The organism is Paenibacillus sp. J23TS9, from assembly GCF_018403225.1.
In the GTDB taxonomy this organism is placed as follows: domain Bacteria; phylum Bacillota; class Bacilli; order Paenibacillales; family Paenibacillaceae; genus Paenibacillus_AQ.
Genome location: NZ_BOSG01000001.1, coordinates 1,169,495 through 1,189,356, shown reverse-complemented (window position 1 = coordinate 1,189,356; position 19,862 = coordinate 1,169,495). Strand labels below are relative to the sequence as shown.

At 46.9% G+C, this 19,862-nt stretch carries 20 protein-coding genes; 3 read left to right on the top strand and 17 right to left on the bottom strand.

The window, feature by feature from the left end; all coding sequences use genetic code 11:
* Window positions 1-106: 106 nt before the first annotated feature.
* The 6 genes from KJS65_RS05780 to KJS65_RS05755 all read right to left on the bottom strand — a co-directional run bounded on the left by KJS65_RS05780 (window position 107) and on the right by KJS65_RS05755 (window position 6,600).
* The gene (locus tag KJS65_RS05780) at window positions 107-1,408 is read right to left on the bottom strand and encodes a pyrimidine-nucleoside phosphorylase (protein WP_213648966.1); all 1,302 of its coding nucleotides are present in this window, start codon (window positions 1,406-1,408) and stop codon (window positions 107-109) included.
* Between the two features lie 46 nt (window positions 1,409-1,454).
* Window positions 1,455-2,162: a purine-nucleoside phosphorylase gene (deoD, locus tag KJS65_RS05775; RefSeq protein WP_213648965.1), complete on the bottom strand. Its 708-nt coding sequence runs from the start codon at window positions 2,160-2,162 to the stop codon at window positions 1,455-1,457.
* Window positions 2,163-2,201: 39 nt separating this feature from the next.
* A complete protein-coding gene (deoB, locus tag KJS65_RS05770) occupies window positions 2,202-3,383 on the bottom strand; it encodes a phosphopentomutase (protein WP_213648964.1) in 1,182 nt (393 codons plus the stop codon).
* 43 nt (window positions 3,384-3,426) lie between these two features.
* Window positions 3,427-4,605, bottom strand: a complete 1,179-nt coding sequence (locus KJS65_RS05765; protein ID WP_213648963.1) for a NupC/NupG family nucleoside CNT transporter — start codon at window positions 4,603-4,605, stop codon at window positions 3,427-3,429.
* Window positions 4,606-4,734: 129 nt separating this feature from the next.
* Entirely contained in the window at window positions 4,735-5,406 is a 672-nt protein-coding gene (deoC, locus tag KJS65_RS05760) for a deoxyribose-phosphate aldolase (protein ID WP_213650660.1), read from the bottom strand.
* A gap of 258 nt (window positions 5,407-5,664) precedes the next feature.
* Window positions 5,665-6,600, bottom strand: coding sequence for a DNA-binding transcriptional repressor DeoR (locus KJS65_RS05755; protein WP_213648962.1), 936 nt, complete (start codon window positions 6,598-6,600; stop codon window positions 5,665-5,667).
* A 213-nt stretch (window positions 6,601-6,813) separates the two neighbouring features.
* On the opposite strand from KJS65_RS05755, the gene coaA reads away from it, so the two are divergent.
* On the top strand, window positions 6,814-7,737 hold the full coding sequence (gene coaA, locus KJS65_RS05750; protein WP_213648961.1) for a type I pantothenate kinase: 924 nt from the start codon (window positions 6,814-6,816) through the stop codon (window positions 7,735-7,737).
* Window positions 7,738-7,769: 32 nt separating this feature from the next.
* On the opposite strand, the gene KJS65_RS05745 is transcribed toward coaA, so the two are convergent.
* The 6 genes from KJS65_RS05745 to KJS65_RS30065 form a co-directional block, all read right to left on the bottom strand.
* On the bottom strand, window positions 7,770-9,869 hold the full coding sequence (locus KJS65_RS05745) for an MMPL family transporter (protein WP_213648960.1): 2,100 nt from the start codon (window positions 9,867-9,869) through the stop codon (window positions 7,770-7,772).
* A 14-nt stretch (window positions 9,870-9,883) separates the two neighbouring features.
* Window positions 9,884-11,032 carry an NAD(P)/FAD-dependent oxidoreductase gene (locus KJS65_RS05740; protein ID WP_213648959.1) on the bottom strand — a complete coding sequence of 383 codons (1,149 nt, stop codon included), beginning with the start codon at window positions 11,030-11,032 and terminating at the stop codon, window positions 9,884-9,886.
* A 24-nt stretch (window positions 11,033-11,056) separates the two neighbouring features.
* Window positions 11,057-11,788: a methyltransferase domain-containing protein gene (locus KJS65_RS05735; protein ID WP_213648958.1), complete on the bottom strand. Its 732-nt coding sequence runs from the start codon at window positions 11,786-11,788 to the stop codon at window positions 11,057-11,059.
* Window positions 11,781-12,938 carry a type III polyketide synthase gene (locus KJS65_RS05730; RefSeq protein ID WP_213648957.1) on the bottom strand — a complete coding sequence of 386 codons (1,158 nt, stop codon included), beginning with the start codon at window positions 12,936-12,938 and terminating at the stop codon, window positions 11,781-11,783. Before KJS65_RS05730 ends, KJS65_RS05735 begins: the two co-directional genes overlap by 8 nt.
* Before the next feature lie 158 nt (window positions 12,939-13,096).
* Window positions 13,097-14,791, bottom strand: a complete 1,695-nt coding sequence (locus KJS65_RS05725) for a M3 family oligoendopeptidase (protein WP_213648956.1) — start codon at window positions 14,789-14,791, stop codon at window positions 13,097-13,099.
* 140 nt (window positions 14,792-14,931) lie between these two features.
* Entirely contained in the window at window positions 14,932-15,063 is a 132-nt protein-coding gene (locus KJS65_RS30065) for a hypothetical protein (RefSeq protein ID WP_280531305.1), read from the bottom strand.
* Window positions 15,064-15,240: 177 nt separating this feature from the next.
* Between KJS65_RS30065 and KJS65_RS05720 the strand changes: the two genes are divergently transcribed.
* Both KJS65_RS05720 and def read left to right on the top strand, forming a co-directional pair.
* Entirely contained in the window at window positions 15,241-15,480 is a 240-nt protein-coding gene (locus KJS65_RS05720) for a helix-turn-helix domain-containing protein (protein ID WP_213650659.1), read from the top strand.
* Between the two features lie 22 nt (window positions 15,481-15,502).
* Window positions 15,503-16,015, top strand: a complete 513-nt coding sequence (def, locus tag KJS65_RS05715; RefSeq protein WP_213648955.1) for a peptide deformylase — start codon at window positions 15,503-15,505, stop codon at window positions 16,013-16,015.
* Window positions 16,016-16,094: 79 nt separating this feature from the next.
* On the opposite strand, the gene KJS65_RS05710 is transcribed toward def, so the two are convergent.
* The 5 genes from KJS65_RS05710 to KJS65_RS05690 form a co-directional block, all read right to left on the bottom strand.
* A complete protein-coding gene (locus KJS65_RS05710) occupies window positions 16,095-17,003 on the bottom strand; it encodes an aldo/keto reductase (RefSeq protein WP_213648954.1) in 909 nt (302 codons plus the stop codon).
* A gap of 22 nt (window positions 17,004-17,025) precedes the next feature.
* The gene (locus tag KJS65_RS05705) at window positions 17,026-18,273 is read right to left on the bottom strand and encodes a DUF445 domain-containing protein (protein WP_213648953.1); all 1,248 of its coding nucleotides are present in this window, start codon (window positions 18,271-18,273) and stop codon (window positions 17,026-17,028) included.
* A gap of 110 nt (window positions 18,274-18,383) precedes the next feature.
* Window positions 18,384-18,953: a nitroreductase family protein gene (locus KJS65_RS05700; protein WP_213648952.1), complete on the bottom strand. Its 570-nt coding sequence runs from the start codon at window positions 18,951-18,953 to the stop codon at window positions 18,384-18,386.
* 55 nt (window positions 18,954-19,008) lie between these two features.
* Window positions 19,009-19,473: a signal peptidase II gene (gene lspA / locus KJS65_RS05695; protein WP_213648951.1), complete on the bottom strand. Its 465-nt coding sequence runs from the start codon at window positions 19,471-19,473 to the stop codon at window positions 19,009-19,011.
* A 94-nt stretch (window positions 19,474-19,567) separates the two neighbouring features.
* Window positions 19,568-19,834: a metal-sensitive transcriptional regulator gene (locus tag KJS65_RS05690; protein ID WP_136605841.1), complete on the bottom strand. Its 267-nt coding sequence runs from the start codon at window positions 19,832-19,834 to the stop codon at window positions 19,568-19,570.
* Window positions 19,835-19,862: the final 28 nt, after the last annotated feature.

The following is a 19,862-nucleotide window of genomic DNA, read 5'->3' as shown; positions in this document are numbered from 1 at the left end:
GGATTGGAGCAATAAGCTCCAATCCTTTTTTATGGTTCTAATTCTAATAGAAAAACCAGCTGCTTAAAAAGCAGCTGGTTCATCATAAACCCTTTATATATAAAGGTTATTCCGTGATAATGCCATGCACCAGTACAGGTGCTTCAGCTTTATCAGCGATGCGGATGTTTTCATAAATTTTGTTCATCACATCATCCACATTTTCGCGGTTAGCATGAATGGTAACGAGCGATTCGCCTTTTTTCACGGAATCACCGATTTTTTTGTTGAGCATCAAGCCCACAGCCAAATCGATTTCCGATTCTTTGGTTGCGCGTCCGGCGCCCAGCCACATGGCTGCTGTACCGATTTCATCAGCCACGATCTCAGCAACCACACCGTCTTCCTTGGCAGGAACTTCGATGAGGTATTGAGCTTGTGGAAGCTTCTCAGGATGATCCACCACATCAGGATCTCCACCCTGATTCTGAATGAACTCCTTGAACTTATCCAGTGCCTTACCATTGCGGATAACTTCCTTCAGCATCTCTTCTGCTTCTTCAAGGGAGCTGGCCTTATTAGCTAGGAACACCATTTGACGGCCCAGTGCGAAGCAAAGCTCTTCCAGATCCTTTGGTCCTTCGCCTTTCAGTGTGTCGATCGCTTCCTTCACTTCCAGCGAGTTGCCGATTGCAAGGCCGAGAGGCTGGCTCATATCAGAGATTACAGCCATTGTTTTACGTCCGACATTGTTCCCGATGCTAACCATCGCATGAGCCAGTTCTTTGGCATCGTCGACCGTTTTCATGAACGCACCAGCGCCGGTTTTCACGTCAAGCACAATCGCATCCGAACCTGCAGCGATTTTTTTACTCATAATGGAGCTGGCAATCAGGGAAATGGAATCCACTGTACCTGTTACGTCACGAAGAGCATACAGCTTTTTATCAGCAGGAGTCAGGTTGCCGGTTTGACCGATGACTGCGATTTTATGTTTATTTACCAGGTTAACGAATTCTTCGCGCTCGATTTCCACATGGAAGCCTTCAATGGATTCGAGTTTGTCGATCGTACCACCCGTGTGTCCCAAGCCGCGGCCGGACATTTTCGCTACCGGGATATCAAGTGCCGCTACGAGTGGAGCAAGCACCAAGGTTGTTGTATCGCCCACACCGCCTGTGGAGTGCTTGTCGACTTTAACTCCTTCAATCTCGGACAAATCGATCGTGTCTCCGGAGTTCACGATCGCCATCGTCAAATCCGCGCGTTCACGCTGGGTCATGTCTTTAAAGAATATTGCCATAGCCAAGGCACTGACCTGGTAATCCGGGATATCTCCTTTTGTATAGCCTTCTATGATGAAATTAATTTCTTCTGTTGTCAATTCTCCGCCGTCACGTTTCTTTTCAATCAAGTCGACCATTCTCATAGATGCAATGCCTCACTTTCAAAATTTAATGATATTAATTAAGTATTTACAGCGTGATTGCGGTTTCCAGTGCCACTTCCATCATCTCGTTAAACGTCGTTTGACGTTCTTCCGCACTTGTCTCTTCCCCAGTCAGCAGGTGATCACTTACGGTGAGCAAGGTAAGAGCATTGACACCAAATTTGGCAGCCAGTGTGTACAAAGCAGTGGTTTCCATCTCAATACCCAGAATGCCATGCTGCATCAGCTTTTCAACAACGGATTTGTCATCACGGTAGAAGATGTCCGAGCTGAATACGTTGCCGACATGCAGCTTAAGGCCTTTTTCCACGCCTTTATCATAAGCTGTTTTCAGCAGCTGGAAGCTGGCAATTGGCGAAAAGTCGTATCCGCTGAAGTAATGGCGGTTAGCTCCGGAATCGGTACAGGAAGCTTGAGCCAAAATCACATCGCGAACATGGACGTCTTTTTGCATACCGCCGCAAGTGCCAACACGCATCAGGTTTTTCACGCCGTACTGGCTGATCAATTCGTTCACATAGATGCTGATGGACGGAATGCCCATCCCTGTTCCCTGAACGGAAACACGTTTGCCTTTATATGTTCCTGTGAATCCGAGCATGCCTCTGACTTCGTTATAGCAGGTTACATCTTGCAGATAAGTTTCTGCGATAAATTTGGCCCGGAGCGGATCCCCAGGTAAAAGAATTGTTTCCGCGATATCTCCAGCTTGTGCTCCAATATGAGTGCTCATTGATTGTCCTCCTGACAGGTATGGGTATGATGGAAAGAACTATTTCAAATCTTTAAGGAAGCTTGTGCCGTACTGCGGCATTTTCACACCAAAGTTATCAGCTACTGTGGCTCCGAGGTCTGCAAATGTCTTACGCAGCTCAAGCTCGCTTCCACCATTTTTGAAGCGTGGAGAGTACACGAGCAAAGGCACATATTCACGGGTATGATCCGTTCCGCGATAGGTTGGATCGTTACCATGATCTGCAGTAATGATCAGAAGATCCTCATCCGTCATCTTCGCGAAAACTTCCGGCAGACGTGCATCGTAATCTTCCAGTGCCTGCGCGTATCCCTGCGGATCACGGCGATGACCGTACAGTGCATCAAAGTCTACAAGGTTCAGGAAGCTAAGACCCGTAAAATCCTGATCCATCGTGTTAATCAGCTTGTCCATTCCGTCCATGTTGGACGTGGTACGAATCGCTTGGGTTACCCCTTCACCATCGTAAATGTCGGAAATTTTGCCGAGCGCGATGACATCAAAACCAGCATCCTTCAGCTCACTCATGACCGTTCTGTCAAAAGGCTTCAGCGCATAGTCATGACGGTTAGGTGTGCGTTTGAAAGCTCCTGGCTCACCGACATAAGGCCGTGCAATAATGCGTCCGAGCATGTATGGGTCATCCAGGGTGATTTCCCGGCAAAATTCGCAAATTTCGTAAAGCTCTTTTAGTGGGATAATATCTTCATGAGCCGCAATCTGCAGCACGGAGTCCGCGGAAGTATAAACGATCAGAGCACCTGTCTTCATTTGCTCCTCACCAAGCTCATCGAGAATTTCCGTGCCGCTAGCCGGTTTGTTACCGATGACCTTACGTCCTGTTTTTTCCTCAATGCGCTGAATCAGCTCATCCGGGAAACCTTCAGGGAATACACGGAATGGTGTATCGATATACAGGCCCATGATTTCCCAGTGTCCTGTCATGGTGTCCTTGCCTGCTGATTTTTCCTGCATTTTCGTGTAATATGCAAGCGGCTGATCCGCCTTGTCAATGCCTTGGATCTCACGGATATTGGACAATCCAAGCTTGCCCATGTTCGGCATCTTCAGACCGCCGCGTTCTTTTGCAATATGTCCGAAAGTATCCACATCAAAATCATCAAATTGAGCGGCATCCGGTGCTTCACCGATACCAACCGAGTCCATAACTACTAAGTGTACACGTTTAAATTCTGCCATTTCTTATCACTCCTCCGTTTAGAGTATAACGCATGCTAAGCGATTATAAAAACACACCGGCAATCGTTGCGGAAAGTACGCTGACCAGAGTCGCACCGTAGAGCAATTTAAGTCCGAAACGAGCGACAACATTACCTTGCTTCTCATGCAGGCCTTTTACCGCGCCAGCGATAATACCGATGGACGAGAAGTTTGCGAACGATACAAGGAAGATCGAGACGATACCCGTTGCACGGGCAGACAATGCATGTTTGCCAAGATCAAGCATGGCAACAAATTCGTTGGAAACCATTTTGGTCGCCATAATACTGCCTGCATCCACAGCTTCTTTCCAAGGGACACCCATAACGAAGGCAAATGGCGCAAAGACATAACCAAGGATTTCCTGGAACGAAATTCCGAAGATTCCGTTGAAAATACCGTTAATCATGGCGATCAATGCGACGAAACCAATCAGCATCGCAGCTACTGTAATCGCCACCTTGAAGCCGTCCATAATATATTCGCCAAGCATTTCGAAGAATGACTGCTTCTCCTGCTCTTCCTGAACTTCCAGTTGGTCTTCCTCTGGAGTGACTTGATACGGATTCAAAATCGAAGCGATGATGAAACCGCCAAACAAGTTAAGCACCAGCGCGGTTACGACATATTTGGGATCGATCATCGTCATGTAGGCACCTACGATGGACATCGATACCGTTGACATGGCGGATGCGCACAAGGTATACAAGCGGTGCTTTGGCAGCAGACCGATTTGTTTTTTTACAGAAATGAATACTTCAGACTGGCCTAAAATAGCAGATGCGACGGCATTATAGGATTCGAGCTTGCCCATACCGTTAATCTTGCTGAGCACCAGACCGATGAAACGGATAATTATCGGGAGAACTTTGACGTACTGCAAGATCCCGATCAGAGCTGAAATGAAGATAATTGGCAGCAGTACATTCAGGAAGAATGGTGCTTGCCCTTCATTCGCTATGCCGCCAAAGACAAAGTTTATGCCATCTGACGCATAGGTGAGCAGATTGTTAAAAACATCAGAAAATCCCTTGATCAGCACGGTCCCGACAACCGTATTCAGCAGGAAGAATCCCAGAATGAGCTGCAGGATAATCATCACAATAATCGGGCGATAGCGAATACCACGTTTGTTATTGCTTGCTATAAACGACAGGGCAAAAACGACGAGTAAACCTAATATCGCAATCAAAAATTTCATGGTTGTCTCCCCAGTTGTGAGTGTTTTTGAAAATCATTCATGAAGCGCTTCCACAGCTTTGATAGAAAAGCGGAAACTACAATAATGAGTCTCCCGCTTTACAGACATTGCCAGCTGCTCATATTTAACTTAGTAAGAAGCCGTAGATTGGCCGCCTTCCATAATCTTCACGCCGGAGCTTGCACCGATTCTCGTTGCGCCAGCTTCAATCATCTTGTTCATATCTTCAAGGCTGCGTACGCCGCCGGAAGCTTTAACACCAACATCAGGTCCAACGGTTTGACGCATCAAACGCACGTCTTCCGGTGTAGCACCACCCGTAGAGAAACCGGTAGAGGTTTTTACAAAATCAGCACCTGCTTGAACAGACAAACGGCTTGCTTGTACCTTCTCTTCGTCAGTCAGAAGACAAGTTTCAATGATTACTTTTACAAGTGCTTTACCTGCAGCAGCATCAACGACAGCTTTAATGTCCTTTTCAACGACATCATACTGCTTGTCTTTCAAAGCGCCAATGTTGATAACCATATCAACTTCAGTCGCACCGTTTTCGATTGCATTCGTTGCTTCAAAGGCTTTGACTGCCGAAGTCGTTGCTCCCAGAGGGAAGCCGATAACGGTACATACCTTCACCTTGGATCCGTTTAATTGTTCCGCAGCGAATTTCACCCATGTAGGGTTTACGCATACAGAAGCAAATTCGTATTTCTTCGCTTCTTCAGTTAATTGGGCTACTTCATTTTGTGTTGCGTCTGCACGCAGCAGTGTATGATCGATCATACCCGCAAGATTTGTCATCATCATGTCATCTCCTTCAAGAGTCATTACCCTTTATTTATCCAATTTACATGAATTGAAAAGGTTTTATTGTATAGAACAAACCTACAGATGTCTTGTCCTTAGCTTGTTCTACGTTGATGCAGAATTATCATAACACTCGCTTGAACATATGTAAACATAGTTATGAAATTATGTTCATGAACGATTTGTGAAGCTTCACCAGGCTATTTTGCACAAAAAAAATCTGCCATATGTACCTATGACAGATTTTGCAATATATCAAGCCAAAAGCGATTGCGCCGTAAACTGATCAGTCACCAAAATGTTAGCGTATTTGCCGGCAAGTGCTGCCTGGATCGCCTCGACCTTGCGCTGTCCGCCAGCGACCAAAATGGACTTTTCCTTCTTACGCAGCTCGTACAGATCAATGCCGACCGTCCGATTGTTGATTTCCTCGCTGCAGATACGGCCTTCCTTATCGAAGAACCGTGAGCAGATATCTCCCGCGCCGTTTTTCTTCAGAAGCTTCTGCTCTTCCTCGTTAAAATAACCCAATCGAAACAGCAGTGCATTTTCCTTTACGGTTCCTACCGTAAATACGGCAATATTAGCCTGCTTGCCCAGCTCAATAATCCGGTTGATATGCCTGTCCTCTTCCACAATGCGTTTGAGGGCAATATTATCAAAAATAACCGGCAGCGGCAGGTACCTGGCTACCGTCTGATATGCTTCGGCAAACAGATTGACGGTTTCCGCGGCATACGTATTCACATGGGAATGACTGACACCGCCTTTAAGCTGTACGACCTCTACACCCTTTACATTTTTGGGCTGCAGCTGCTGCGCGACTGCATGCATCGTTGTTCCCCAAGTCACCCCGATGATATCTTTATCTTGAATTGTATCATGCAAATATTCAGCCGTTTGTTTGGTAATATGCTTTTTAATCTCTTCATACGTATTCAGCGGTGAATAACATACCTGTACCGTATCCAATTCGTATTTGTTCTGCAGCTCCCGCGACAGCACATTCAAATCCTCGTGGGGATCGACAATATCAATTCTGACATATCCCTGTTCCTTGGCAAACTGCAGCAGTCTGGATACGGTAGGCCGGGATACACCGAGCCTCTGGGCGATATCCTGCTGACTGAAATCCGACTGATAATAGAGCCTCGCAGCTTCAATCGATAATCTTTGTTTTTCAATGTCCATCTCGTATACTCACCCGTCTCTATGTCTATAATCGGTACTCATGTTTATTTACATTTCCAGATCGCATGCCAATTTCCTGCTATCTCTAAGATATGCTTTTTCCGGAGCGTATTATTTGATAAGATAGTAACTGCGGAAATTTCCCTTATTATATCAAAAAAAGAACCTGCGGGTTGCGGCAGGTTTTCAGCCTGGATAGAAAGCGAGCCTATCATGAACAATACATATTCCCCTTATTTTGAATTTGACCGAACTGCCTGGGCTTTGTCCCGCGATCTCCCTCCTCTATCCATATCGGAAGAGGAATTCGAGAATTTAAAGGGATTGAACGAAAAAATTGCAATTGAGGAAGTAACGGAGGTCTACCTGCCACTTGCAAGGCTTTTGCATTTATATGTAACCGCTTTTCAAAGTCTTCAATCTAAGATGAATTCATTTCTCAGCACGCCGGCACCTAAAGCCCCTTTTGTCATTGGGATTGCGGGCAGCGTCGCTGTGGGGAAAAGCACAACCGCAAGGCTGCTACAAAATCTGTTATCGCGCTGGAATGAGCATGCCAAAGTCGATCTGGTGACAACGGATGGATTCTTATATCCAAACCAGGTACTTGAGGCTAAAGGCATCATGAACAAGAAAGGTTTTCCGGAAAGCTATGATATTAACAAGCTTATGCATTTTATCAGCGGCATCAAATCCGGAGAGCCTGCTCTGCAGGTACCCGTATATTCACATCTGGCCTATGATATTCTGGACGATCGGACACTGCTCGTGGATCAGCCGGATATATTGATCCTGGAAGGAATCAACGTGCTCCAGGTCAATACGCAGGAACCTTTTTTTGTCAGCGACTTTTTTGACTTTTCTATATACATCGATGCAGATGAAGAGGATATCCGTGACTGGTACATTGAGAGATTTCAATTGCTGCGGGATACAGCGTTTCAGGACCCGCGCTCCTATTTCCATAAGTACGCTTCGATTACGGAAGAAGAGGCTATGCTTACAGCAACGAGAATCTGGCGCGATATTAATGCTATCAATCTGCATGCCAACATCATGCCTACCAAGGAACGTGCCAAGCTCATCATTAAAAAAGGCGCCAATCATATGATCGATCAGGTTCTGCTGCGAAAATAAATCATATTGAATCAAGGTATCGCTGCTGGCGGTCAAGAAGTTCGAAGCCAGCGCGGTACCCACCAGTTAAAGCGCCCCAGGAGCTTCATGAGCGAAGGGACAAGCAGCAGCCTGATCAGCGTGACGTCAATAAATACGGCTGAAGCAATGCCTACCCCAAGCTGTCTGACTCCCTCCACCTCTCCAAAAGCAAACGGCAATGTCACCGCGATCAGTATGGCCGCCGCCGATGTGATCAGCTTCCCTGTTGCCGCCATGCCATGCCTTATAGCATTCTCCGGATTCCCCGACTCCTCAAATGCTTCTGACATACGCGACAGCAGAAACACCCCATAGTCCATGCTCACGCCAAAAACCAACCCAAAAACAAATACAGGGATCATAATCGCTATATTTTCAGGAGTCATGCCTGTTATTCCCGTCTGAAATACAAGCACCAAAACACCAAAGGAAGCTGCGATGCTCAGCATATTCATAACTAAAGCCTTCAAGGGTATTAGAATGGACCGAAATGCGATAAAAAGGACAATCAAGTTGGATAAGGCAATAAAACCAAGCATTTTGGGAAGGGAGCGATGTATCGCGTCCTTCACTTCCTGCTGGGACTTGGCTTCTCCGCCCCACTTTATATTCAATCCTGTGGTACTTCCCCTTACTTCCGCATCCCGAAGCCATTCATGGACTTTCGCGGAGCCTGCGGGCCCGAGCAGCGAAACCTGTAAAACAGCAGCATTTGCTGAATAGGTATTCTCTGAGAAACTGTCCACCCAATTTATTGGTGTTACGCTATCGACTTCAGGGTCGTTTTTTAAGTCTGCGAGCCATGTATAAGCCCTTCTCCGCTCTTCTGATGTAAATTTGCTGCCCACAGGCTGAAGTAAAAGCAGAACATCCGATGTCCCTTCTTTTTGAAAGTGACTTCGAATCTTCTCATCTGCTTGTCTCGACTCGCTGCCAGCCGGAAGAGAGCTTGCATCAGGAACCGACGTAGATAAATGTAATGACGGTATGAGTAACAAGGTCATGATCAGCCCCGCTATTGCAAGCATCCGCGCAGGTCTGCGCATAACGATATCTGCCCAGGAGGACCACATGTTGTAGCTCCGGCTCAGGAATAACAGAGGTCTTCGGTCTCTTTGCATGAATGGAGACGTCAGCAATAGTAAGGCGGGTACGAGACTCAAATTGATGGCAGCAGCCAGTACTACAACAATTATCGAGCATACAGCTGCAGACTCAAACATCGGCATGGGTATGAAAGCCACGGCAGTTAAGCCGCATACCACGCAGGCAGCTGAAAAATAGACGGCTCTTCCCGAAGTGAGCATTGTAGCCCGGAGTGCGCTTACCGCACTGCCTCTTCGTAATTCTTCCCGAAAACGGCTGGTGAGTATAAATGCAAAATCAAGACTAAGCGCCAGTCCTGTCATTGGAATCACATTCAGGATGAAATTGGACAAATCCAAATCAAACATCCGGCTAAGCAATACCATCATTCCCATGGCCGAGGAAACAGTTAACATTCCCATTAATACCGGAATGAACGCATACAAGAAACCGCCGAAGGAAATGAACAGAATGATGAAAGCGACCGGGATTCCAATACGCTCTGCCATTTTAAAATCATGCATGCTAGCCCGGTTGACATCCTCCTGAACAATCGACTTCCCCGTGAGTTGAATGGTAACGCCTTTTACCATAGGCTGTAGCGAGCTGCGTATTTCTTGAATAAGATGGCCTTGCCGATAAGAAGGTTGATCAAAGCCTAATAATGCGTATGCTACACCACCATGAATGAATTCATTGTTCTCCAGAGGGGAGATCAGGGATTCCAACCCTTTAAGATCTCTGATTTTGTTTAAGGTTCTTTCGATTACCGTTGTAAACTCCTCATTCGTAGCCGCTTCGTGCTGCTCAAACACAATGACGACGGGATCTGCGGGTATACCCAATTGTTCTTCCATCATCTGCTGTACCTTAGTGGATGAGCCGTCCGTGTACAGTCCAGGGCCCCGAACGACTGACGGCAGCTGTACAGATAGGGAACCAAAAAAAACAAAAAACGCCATCCAGCATGCCATAATGACACCGGGATAGCGATAAATGAAATAAGCCAGCAATCTATACCCCATTACGAATCTTCCCCTTAAGGCATCGGAGTTTTCCCGTTTAGCCGGGTTGCTTGCACCATAGACTTGGCAAGATGCGGAAACAATTTGGTTCCGGCTGTCCATAACCGGGGTACCACCGGCAGACTTCCAAGCGTCTGTAGCAGATGTCCCCATCGCAAAATAGCGGCATATTCCTTATGCATCGCTGAACGGTAAGCATCTTCCCATTCGTCCATACTTATATTCCCGAGAAGAAAACGGTCTCCATATAAAGCGCAAATTTTAGCCGAGCGGAGCGCAGCCGACATGCCATCACCGAAGAGCGGTGGTATCATCGCGCCAGCATCTCCAACCTGCGGGATGATGCTCCATGCATTTGGTTTTGTAGATAAATAAACGGGTGCCGCGGAGACTTGGGTATCAGGGAGTAACACGCCCCCTGAGAGCCTGTCCGCCAGCTCCCTATTTTCTGACGCAACCGAAAGCAGAAGTTCAGAAACCGAGCTTCCTTTTCCTCGTATCCGATCGAGCGGCAGTAATGCTGCAACGTTTGCCTTTCCGTATTCCACAGGGGAAATGCCTACGTAACCGCCGTGAATAAAGAAAAGTTCAACGGTCTGCTCTAGCTTTAGCCCGGTGAAATGGGCTTTTAAACCAATATAAGCGCGTTTACCCTTGTCAGTTACTGCTTGCGTCTTTCTAATGAGATCCGTACGGGGATGTGCTCCCCAGGCTGCATATACGGTACGAGAGTGAAGTACTTCCGAAGAACCGTCATGACGTGATCCAATACGGAAGCCATTATTCTCGCTCACAATGCTGGACACGGCTGTACCGGTCTGCACCCGCACCCCTGCTTCTTCCGCCGCTTTCAGCATGATGGAATCCATAGCGTATCGGCTTAACCCCCATGCCGGTTCTTCCAGATCTGCTTCAACGACACCTCCATGCCTGAAGATGAGGCGGGTCTTTGAAATACGGCCGGGACGGAGTGCTTCCAGTTGATGGTTAACACCGAGTTCTCTGAACATGTCTTTGGTCTCCGGCGATAGAAATTCACCGCAAGCTTTATGCCGGGGAAAGTTCTGGCGGTCCAGCAATACGGTATTCCATCCGAGGTTTGCGAGACGAATCGCAAGACTGCTTCCGGCTAAGCCTCCTCCAATCACCACTGCGTCCGGCATCCAAATCCTCCCCTCTGACATCTATTAAGTCGGTGAAATCTCATTTTTGGAGATCACAACGCTGTATCGAAACAGGGGCTTCCAAGTATATTTCAATGCATAGCTCCCCCGCTGGATTAACGCTTGTCTTAGCCTTTTCCAATCCGCGGACTGAAATCCTTTGGCTACGGATAGCGGACCGTCATGACGGATATAACGATTGCTGGATATGAGATGTGCGGTTAGCCAAACGGCTGACCAGGATATCCAGTGCCGGTGAATATCGCCGATGACGATTCCCAAACGGGAAGATTGCAGCATATGGCAGGTCAAGTCCGGAAGCTCCTCATCCGTAAAATGATGCAGGAACTGGGAGCAAATCAGTATATCTGCCGTTTCCTTTTCAATTTGGAACACATTTTGCCTAATAGCCGTTACCCGAGGTTCATCCTTGAAAATCCGACTCGCTTCCCTGCATGCTTCTTCAGTCATATCCACTAAAGTAATGCGGATTTGTATCTCCCTGCGGTCTGCCCAGCGGAGAAGATACCGGTTGATTTCACCCGAACCGGCTCCAATATCCATCACATGGAGCTGCTTTGGCTTTCCTGATTGAATCCATAAATCATTCATCCCTCGGAGAAGTGGTCCGGATGCACCGAAAATCCGGTTTAACCTGCGTAAATGCCGCAATGCTTCCGTCAACTCTTCGCCGCCAGAACTGAAATCATCCATGTATTCTTCTTTCAGTGACCGTTTCCCTAGTTCACTAAACATACGCAGCATCTTTTTCGGAAGAATGCAGTTTTTCTGTTCTTGAAATATATGAAAAGCTGAGCAGCTCCGCCGTCAAACCAGGCCCAAAGGCGAGTGATATCCCGTTTGCCTGTTCCATTTCCTGCTGCACGAGATCTTCTCTCATCCTTTTTAAAACAAACAAAATCGTAGCCGAAGACAAGTTCCCATAATGCTTCAAAATGTCACGGCTATAGGAAACCTGACTATCATTCAGCGCAAACATCTCCTGGACAGCATCTACGATCCCTCTTCCTCCTGGATGAATAGCCCATAGGGGAGGTAAATGATCTCCTAGCAGCAATCCGACTTCCTCTCTCAGGAATGATTTGAGCAGCTTAGGAATGGCTGGTGAGAGATACAGGTCAAACCCCTGATTACCTACTTTCCAGATCATTTCATCTACCGAATCCGGAATAAGCACGGAATGCCCGCTTCCCAGCTGAAACACATGCTCTTGGCCATCAGCAACAGCACTGATGATACATGCCGAAGCACCATCTCCAAAAAAAGATGCACCGAACAATGCTTCACGTGAAGCTGGGGGCTGAAAATGAATGGTACACAGTTCCACGCATACGACTAGAACATGATGAGAAGAATCGCTTTCAACTATGCTTTTCGCAAGCTGTATCGCCTTTAATCCAGCACTGCAGCCTTGAAATGTTAGAGGGATACGATTTATCCTTCTGGACAGCTCCAGATCTTTTATCAATAAGGTATCCAAGCCTGGCAAAAACTGCCCGGTACAACTGACGGTAATGAGATGCGTTACACTCGAAGGAGCTAACTTCGCTTCAGTCATTGCTTCCCTTGCCGCCTGTGCAGCGAGTGGAACGGATTCTCGTTGGTATACCTCCATCCGCTGGGAAGTGGACGGGACAACAGCTTCTTCATGATCAGGCAAATAACGGCATGCACCCGCAGGCTTCAAAAAATCAGGTTCGCAGGTATACCGTGTATCTACACCGCATTGCCTGAATATCCGCCTGGCCCACCGCATCACATCGGAATCCTTTTTGCAGGACTCCTCAATCCTTTGAAATACTTCATTTTGCTTCAGCTGAAACTGTGGGATGCTTGTACCAATCCCGGTGATCCCTGCTGCACCTGCAAAATTCAACTCCTTCATCAGTTTCCGCACCTCCCTTTCCTGAAAAATGTGCTCTACCCGTAAAGAAAGAGTTATTGTGAGACAAGTCTATTCCGGAATAAGGACAATTATGCGAAAAAACAGAAAAAGGACGCTCCCGATTTTACGGGTAGCGTCCTTTTACAAGTGCACCTGAATTAAAGAACTGAATCGTCCACTTTATTTAGCCAAGCTTCAATATCACCGATGACAGAGGCTACACAGCCGTCTTCGAATGGAGATTTCAGACCAGCATATTCAACCAATCCAGTGAATGATTTGCTTCCTCCTGCTTTACAGAGCTTCAAATAATCAGCCCAAGCGGATTTCCAGTCTTCATTCATACGTTTCCAGAATTGGAATGCGCAAAGCTGCGCGAGAGTGTAGTCGATGTAATAGAATGGAGATTGGAATATATGGCCTTGCTTTTGCCAGAAGCCACCGCGTTCCAGATAGTCATTCTCCCCATGATTACGATGCGGCAGGTATTTCTTCTCGATATTACGCCAAGCTTGCTTGCGCTCAGCCGGAGTCGCATCCGGATTCTCATACACAAAATGCTGGAATTCATCGACCGATACGCCGTATGGAACAAACAGAAGCGCGCTGCTCAGATGATCGAATTTATATTTATCCGTATCTTCCTCGAAGAAGAGGTTCATCCAAGGCCAAGTGAAGAACTCCATGCTCATCGAATGGATTTCAGCTGATTCATAGGTCGGCCAGTGATATTCCGGAATATCGAAATGTCTGCTGGAGTACACCTGGAATGCATGACCCGCTTCGTGCGTCAGCACGTCGATGTCACCGGAGGTGCCATTAAAGTTCGAGAAGATGAACGGTGCGCCATATTTACTGATAAAAGTGCAGTAACCGCCGCCCTGCTTGCCTTTTTTGCTCACGAGATCCATCAGGCCATTATCGACCATAAACGTGAAGAACTCATTCACTTCCGGTGCCAGCTCGGAATACATTTTCACGCCGCGGTCCAGAATCCAATCCGGGTCACCTTTCGGGGTGGCATTGCCGGATTTGAAGCTGAAGTTCTCGTCGTAGAAGTACAGCTGATCCACATCGATGCGTGCGCGCTGGCGTTCTTTCAATTTGGTAGCGGCCGGAACGATATATTCCTGTACCTGTTTACGGAAATTCGCTACCATCTCTGCGTTGTAGTCCGTACGATTCATCCGTGCGTATGCGAGCTCAACGAAACTCTTGTATCCAAGTTTATGAGCCATTCGTGTACGTGTTTTCACGAGTTCATCATAAATGCGGTCGAAATCAGCTTCATGTTCAGCCATGAATTGATATCTTGCCTCGGACGCTCTGCGGCGCAAATCACGGTCCGTCGAGAGCTCAAAAGGCGTCAACTGAGTCAAGGTGCGATCTTCGCCTTCAAAAGGGATTTTCGCAGATGCGATCAGCTGAGTGTATTCGGTTGAAAGCTTATTTTCCTGCTGCAGATCCTCAATAATTTCAGGACTGAAAGACTTAAGCGCCATTTCGGCAAGCAAGAACAGCTGGGTGCCCCACTTTGCTTCGAGCTCAGCTCTGAATTTTGAATTTACCAGCGCACGGTAATAATCAGTTATGTATTCCTGGTAAACGGGGCCAACCTCGTCCATGTGGTCCTGCTCGGCTTTATAAAACGCATCGTTGGTATCGACGGAATGGCGAATGGTTACGATCTCTGCCATCGATTCTACTTCACTGCGCAGGTGGTTGATTTCGGTCATAGCTTGCTCTTGATCCTCTAACCGTTCTGCGGATTCGAATTTTTGCACGAGCTGTTGAAATTGTTCCTTGATGCGCTCCATATCTGGACGCTCATAATTGTACTCACTGAATTTCATACCATGGCACTTCCTTTCTAAACTAGGGTCATGCTTATTATACATGGAGATGGGAGACAGATTCTACCACCGTTCAAAAAAATTTAACGTTGTTTTAGTCTCAAACTCGAAATCGGTTCTTTACCATGTCCTTATGCTGATTAATCCGCCAACCACAAAATAAGCACAGCAATAATGCCAATCGTAAACCATAAGCCAAGAAGGATAAGAAAGCCCATCGTAAGCATCTTTCCAGCGGATAATAGATATTTTTTCCAGTTAATACTTGTCATCCGTCCAACCCCCATAATCATACATTAAATACCATTAAAAACCTTTTACCGTCATGTCGTCAAATCTTCCGTTGTAATTTCAAAAAGTCATTGCTATATTAAGGTGGTACATAAATTATTTAGGTATTGCCTAAAATGTCCACTGTCATGATTATGAGGAAAGGTAGCGTGAAACGAATGCTTGTCTGGATGCTAAGGCAGGTTATGGTGCAAAAAGAAATTTGGTCGGGAGCCGAACTGGCACGGCTTTTAAAGGAAAAAGCAGGATATGAGCTGTCCCCTCCTTCCATCAGCGCTTTGCTCAGAGGACAGCCTAAACAGATGAAAGCTGATACTTTGGATGCGCTGTGTACAGCACTTGAATGTACCCCAAGCGATCTATGGGTGCATACACCACCCCGTATTCAAGGTGCATAATACAAGTTCAGGAGGCATGAATGTGGCAGAGAAAGAGATACTTCCTTTTGGCGATCCGGTGCTTCGGAAAAAAGCAAAACCTGTTGAAGAGCTTACTCCCAAAATGCTGAGAATATTGGATGATTTAGTCGATACACTATATGCCGAAGACGGCCGGGCGGGTTTAGCCGCGCCCCAAATCGGTATTTTGCGCAGAATGATTGTAATGGATTGCGGTGAGGGTTTGATTGAACTGATCAATCCGGAGATTCTGGATTTACGAGACGAGCAAATCGGACCGGAAGCCTGCCTTTCCTATCCGGGCATTACCTGTATTGTAAAACGCGCAAATTATGTCAAAATCAAGACGTTGACCCGAACCGGTGAAACGATGTACCTGGAGGGATATGACTATCTGGCCCGCTGTATTCAGCATGAAATCGATCATCTGAACGGTATTTTATTCATTGATCATGTGGCGGACGGGCAGCTTTACAGAGAACAGACGCGGGAAAAGGCTGACCTCATGCAGGCCCTTAAGTTATCGCGAAAATAATCTGCTTGTGAAAATAAAATAAAACCGCCCCGCTTACGCAGGACGGTTTTTGTGCTTCTTATGAATTCATAAGAAATTCTTATCGATGCGCTGTATAGACATTCGCACGGCTGATACCTCGGATAATCTCCAACTCTTCCTTGCTTAGCGCTGGCGATTCCGCAGCTTTCACATTATGAATTAACTGATTTAGTGAGCTTGCTCCTGGGATGGCTGCAGCAACGGCCTGATGGCCAAGGGAATAACGAATAGCGGTTTGCGACAGGCTCCGTTCGGGACATACAAGCGGCGCAAGTTTGGCTCGAATATCGATAAGCTCATCAGAGGTGTAATCCAAATAACCTTTTTCCACCTTGCTTGCACCCGCTTCAGCTAATACCCCGGATGCCACTGGCCCGCGCGCGATCACGCTAATCCCTTTTTCTGCAAGCAGTGGAAGAACCTCTTCCTCTGCCCTTCTGTCCAGTATGCTGTACTGGCTCATCACGGATACAATATGCGAACGGTTCACATATTCACGGATCACATTGGGTCGGATGGAAGAAATGCCGTAGAAACGGATAACCCCTTCCTGCTTCAGCTCCTCGAACGCTTCAATCGTTTCGTCGATCGGATCATCCAATGTACCGCCATGCAGCTGATACAAATCAATATAATCCGTTTGCAGGCGCCGCAAGCTATCTTTGACTGCAGACTTGATGTACGATTTGGATGGGTCCCAGCTTAAACCCTCCTTGCCGGGAATGCGGCGGTTACCTACTTTTGTAGCCAGGATTACATCGCTGCGACGTCCCTTCACCGCTTTGCCGACAATCTCTTCATTCCGGCCAGTATCATACAAATCCGCTGTATCCAAAAAATTGATTCCCCGTTCCAGCGCTTCATGTACAAGGCGCACAGCCTCTTTTTCCTCCGTACCCAGCGACATACAGCCAAGTCCGATTTCACTGATATATAGATCCGAAGATCCAAGACGATTCTTTTTCATATTCAAGCTCCTCTCCCATCGTTTAAGCGATGATCATATGAATGACGGTCAGAACGAGTCCGATTAGAAATCCGCAAATAGCTCCGTTAACCCGAATCCACTGCAAATCGCCGCCGACCTTCTCTTCAAGCATTTGAACCAGGGATTCGTCATCAAGCTGATCCAGGTTATCACGTACCAAAAGACCGATGCGGTAGTAGTTGGCTTCGACTGCTTGCACAATAAGGGACAAAATCCCTTGCTCCCACCGGTCCATCATTTCTTCCTTACCCCGCAAATTATTCGTGATCCACCGGTACATCTTGATTATTCCGCGCCCACCATTGATCTGCTCCTGTTCAAGTATCAACAATACGCGGGCTCTGATCTCCTCGAGCTTGCTCAGCAACCACTGTTCGGTACCCGAATCAGCCAGTTTATCTCCAATCATACCCTTCAAACGCTCAGCAACTTCCGGATTCTCTGTAAAATCAGATACCTGCTGGCGTACCTCTGCCAGAATGCGCTGCCGGAAAGGGCTATCTTCATAAGACATTTCATGTAAGGAAGACAAGATCAGATTTTTCAATATATTGCCGAGCTTCTCCTCGCTCATAAAGCCGAGCATGGCCTGAAGCGCAAATCCTTTCATTCCATTGAGCTGAATCTCCTGGAGCTTGTTGTGTGCGAGCTGTCCCAGCATATATTCATTCTCAGGCTGGCTCACCCATCTCCCGGCAAAGTTTAAAATGTAGTTTAATGCTTTTTCATCCACCTTGCTGCGAAAAGCCTGCCTGGATACGGATTCTAGAACTGGAGACAAATCCTGACTTTGCAAAAATTTCACCATAGCCTTCTGAACGGCTGGTGTCATTTGCTCCAGAGGAACTTGACGGATGACGTCACTTACCGTGTCAATAACCTTAAGCCGGATCTTCTTTCTGCTTACCAGCTTTAAAATGCCGGATGACAAGCCTTTAAACAGTTTTATCTGACGCAGCTTTTTCGTAATGCTGTCCTTATTCAGCAGCTCCGTTTCCAAAGCGGAAATGAGCGAGTTGATAATTTTATTGCGGTTTTGGAGCAGCAAAGATGTATGCGGGATAGGTATCCCCATGGGATGACGGAACAATGCTGTAACTGCAAACCAGTCCGCAAAGCCGCCAACTAATCCCGCTTCAAATCCGCCCTGAAGCAGGCGCACCGCTAAATTCTGCGGCAAAAACAGGGTGATCAGAAATCCCGCCCCCATGACTGCAAGGGAAGTTCCTGCTAAATATCTGGTTTTCATGTTGAATCCCTCCGCTATGTACCTGTTAACTATATTGTAACCAAGATTGATCCTAAAGTGATCAGTCCCTGGCATCAAAATGAATAGAAAAACTCCCGAATGACCGGGAGCTACAAATCATATGTCGGCACATACACCGTAAACTTCTCTTCTGCTGGGGTTCTCGGCTTGCCTTCCGGTGCTTCATTATAAAATCCCAAGTGCAGAAATCCTGCAATTTTCTCTCCAGCCTGAACACCAAGCATTTCCTTCACTTTCGGATCATAGATATGCATATTTGTTTTCCAGACGGTACCGAGCCCGCGTTCCCAAGCAAGCAGCTGAAAATTCTGGATCATCGAGCTAACAGCGCCATAATCTTCATCCTGCTGTTTTTGGTTGTCGCTGACTGTCATGACGATAATCAAGTAGGCATCAGGCTCGTTAAAGTATTTGATACGATTCTCGAACATATCATCCGGATAATGCTGTGCCATCTCGAGCGCGAACAGCTGCTTGGCATCCGTTGGTACAAAAATAAATCTCCAAGGCTCACGCAGCTTATGATTGGGTGCATATACCGCATCATTAAGCAGCTCAAGCACCAATTCCTGTGGTACAGGGATATTTTTATAGCCGGTCTTGACAGACCTTCTTTCTCTGATAATTTGGGCCAAAGCCGACGGTTTATTGTTATCCATAGATTCCTCTCTGCTTCCTGTGAAGGCTGTAAGTATTTAGTCACTACAATAATAATCATTTAAAAGAATAAGAGCGTCTTTCGCACCAGCTTCGGAGCAGCATGCCCACGATCAAGAGCAGCACACCCGCGTTAATAGCCAGATCTGCAATATTCATGATTCCCGAGCCCGAGCCCCAAACGATAAAATCAGTCACCTTGCCGAAAATGAGCCGATCGAGCGCATTGCCCAATGCTCCACCCGCCAGAAAGCCAGCTGCTATATCCATGAGATTTCCGCGTAATGCGCCTTTGATCCGGTAATACACAATAACGCCCACCACAATGACCGCCAGGTATGCAAAGCACTTGCCGTATCCTTGAAAGGAACTAAAGGCGGCCCCGCTATTTTGATAATATTCAAAATGAAGATAAGGAGCAAGGACATCCCGTGTTTCGCCTACCGACATGTGCGCGCGCACCCACCATTTTGAACCTTGGTCGATCAATAAAACGATGAGTGATAGTATGTAGAAGAACATATGTCACCCTCCTTTCGCCTGAGTACCTGAACAGATAGCGGCATATAAAAAGCAGGAAGGTATCTCTCCCTGCCTTCGATGAAAATCAGTCTTGTTAACGGCTTTTGATTAAAAGCTCCACCGCTTCTTTAACCAGAGGACCGGTATCATTACCTTTTGCTTGTTCTTCCAGAATGCACTGCTCCAGGTTCATCGCGACAATATAGGCCATCGCTTTATCCGTCGCACTGCGGACAGCCGACAACTGAGCTACAACATCTTTGCAGTTTTTACCTTCTTCCATCATATTAAGTACGCCCCGGATTTGCCCTTCAAGCCGCTTCAAGCGGCGGACGACATTATCATCATAGTTCATGCTCATTCATCCTTTCCCGGCCTGCCTGGCATGC

Coding starts and splice junctions, on each gene's coding strand:
- KJS65_RS30065 (WP_280531305.1), bottom strand. CDS start 15,063: ATGACAAGTATTAACTGGAAAAAATATCTATTATCCGCTGGAAAGATG.
- deoB (WP_213648964.1), bottom strand. CDS start 3,383: ATGGCAGAATTTAAACGTGTACACTTAGTAGTTATGGACTCGGTTGGT.
- KJS65_RS05755 (WP_213648962.1), bottom strand. CDS start 6,600: ATGGACATTGAAAAACAAAGATTATCGATTGAAGCTGCGAGGCTCTAT.
- KJS65_RS05745 (WP_213648960.1), bottom strand. CDS start 9,869: ATGGGGTATAGATTGCTGGCTTATTTCATTTATCGCTATCCCGGTGTC.
- KJS65_RS05705 (WP_213648953.1), bottom strand. CDS start 18,273: ATGAAAACCAGATATTTAGCAGGAACTTCCCTTGCAGTCATGGGGGCG.
- coaA (WP_213648961.1), top strand. CDS start 6,814: ATGAACAATACATATTCCCCTTATTTTGAATTTGACCGAACTGCCTGG.
- KJS65_RS05765 (WP_213648963.1), bottom strand. CDS start 4,605: ATGAAATTTTTGATTGCGATATTAGGTTTACTCGTCGTTTTTGCCCTG.
- KJS65_RS05725 (WP_213648956.1), bottom strand. CDS start 14,791: ATGAAATTCAGTGAGTACAATTATGAGCGTCCAGATATGGAGCGCATC.
- KJS65_RS05740 (WP_213648959.1), bottom strand. CDS start 11,032: ATGCCGGACGCAGTGGTGATTGGAGGAGGCTTAGCCGGAAGCAGTCTT.
- deoD (WP_213648965.1), bottom strand. CDS start 2,162: ATGAGCACTCATATTGGAGCACAAGCTGGAGATATCGCGGAAACAATT.
- KJS65_RS05720 (WP_213650659.1), top strand. CDS start 15,241: ATGCTTGTCTGGATGCTAAGGCAGGTTATGGTGCAAAAAGAAATTTGG.
- lspA (WP_213648951.1), bottom strand. CDS start 19,473: ATGTTCTTCTACATACTATCACTCATCGTTTTATTGATCGACCAAGGT.
- KJS65_RS05735 (WP_213648958.1), bottom strand. CDS start 11,788: ATGTTTAGTGAACTAGGGAAACGGTCACTGAAAGAAGAATACATGGAT.
- deoC (WP_213650660.1), bottom strand. CDS start 5,406: ATGATGACAAATCTTGCGGGTATGATCGATCATACACTGCTGCGTGCA.
- KJS65_RS05690 (WP_136605841.1), bottom strand. CDS start 19,834: ATGAGCATGAACTATGATGATAATGTCGTCCGCCGCTTGAAGCGGCTT.
- KJS65_RS05780 (WP_213648966.1), bottom strand. CDS start 1,408: ATGAGAATGGTCGACTTGATTGAAAAGAAACGTGACGGCGGAGAATTG.
- KJS65_RS05710 (WP_213648954.1), bottom strand. CDS start 17,003: ATGAAAAAGAATCGTCTTGGATCTTCGGATCTATATATCAGTGAAATC.
- KJS65_RS05730 (WP_213648957.1), bottom strand. CDS start 12,938: ATGAAGGAGTTGAATTTTGCAGGTGCAGCAGGGATCACCGGGATTGGT.
- KJS65_RS05700 (WP_213648952.1), bottom strand. CDS start 18,953: ATGGATAACAATAAACCGTCGGCTTTGGCCCAAATTATCAGAGAAAGA.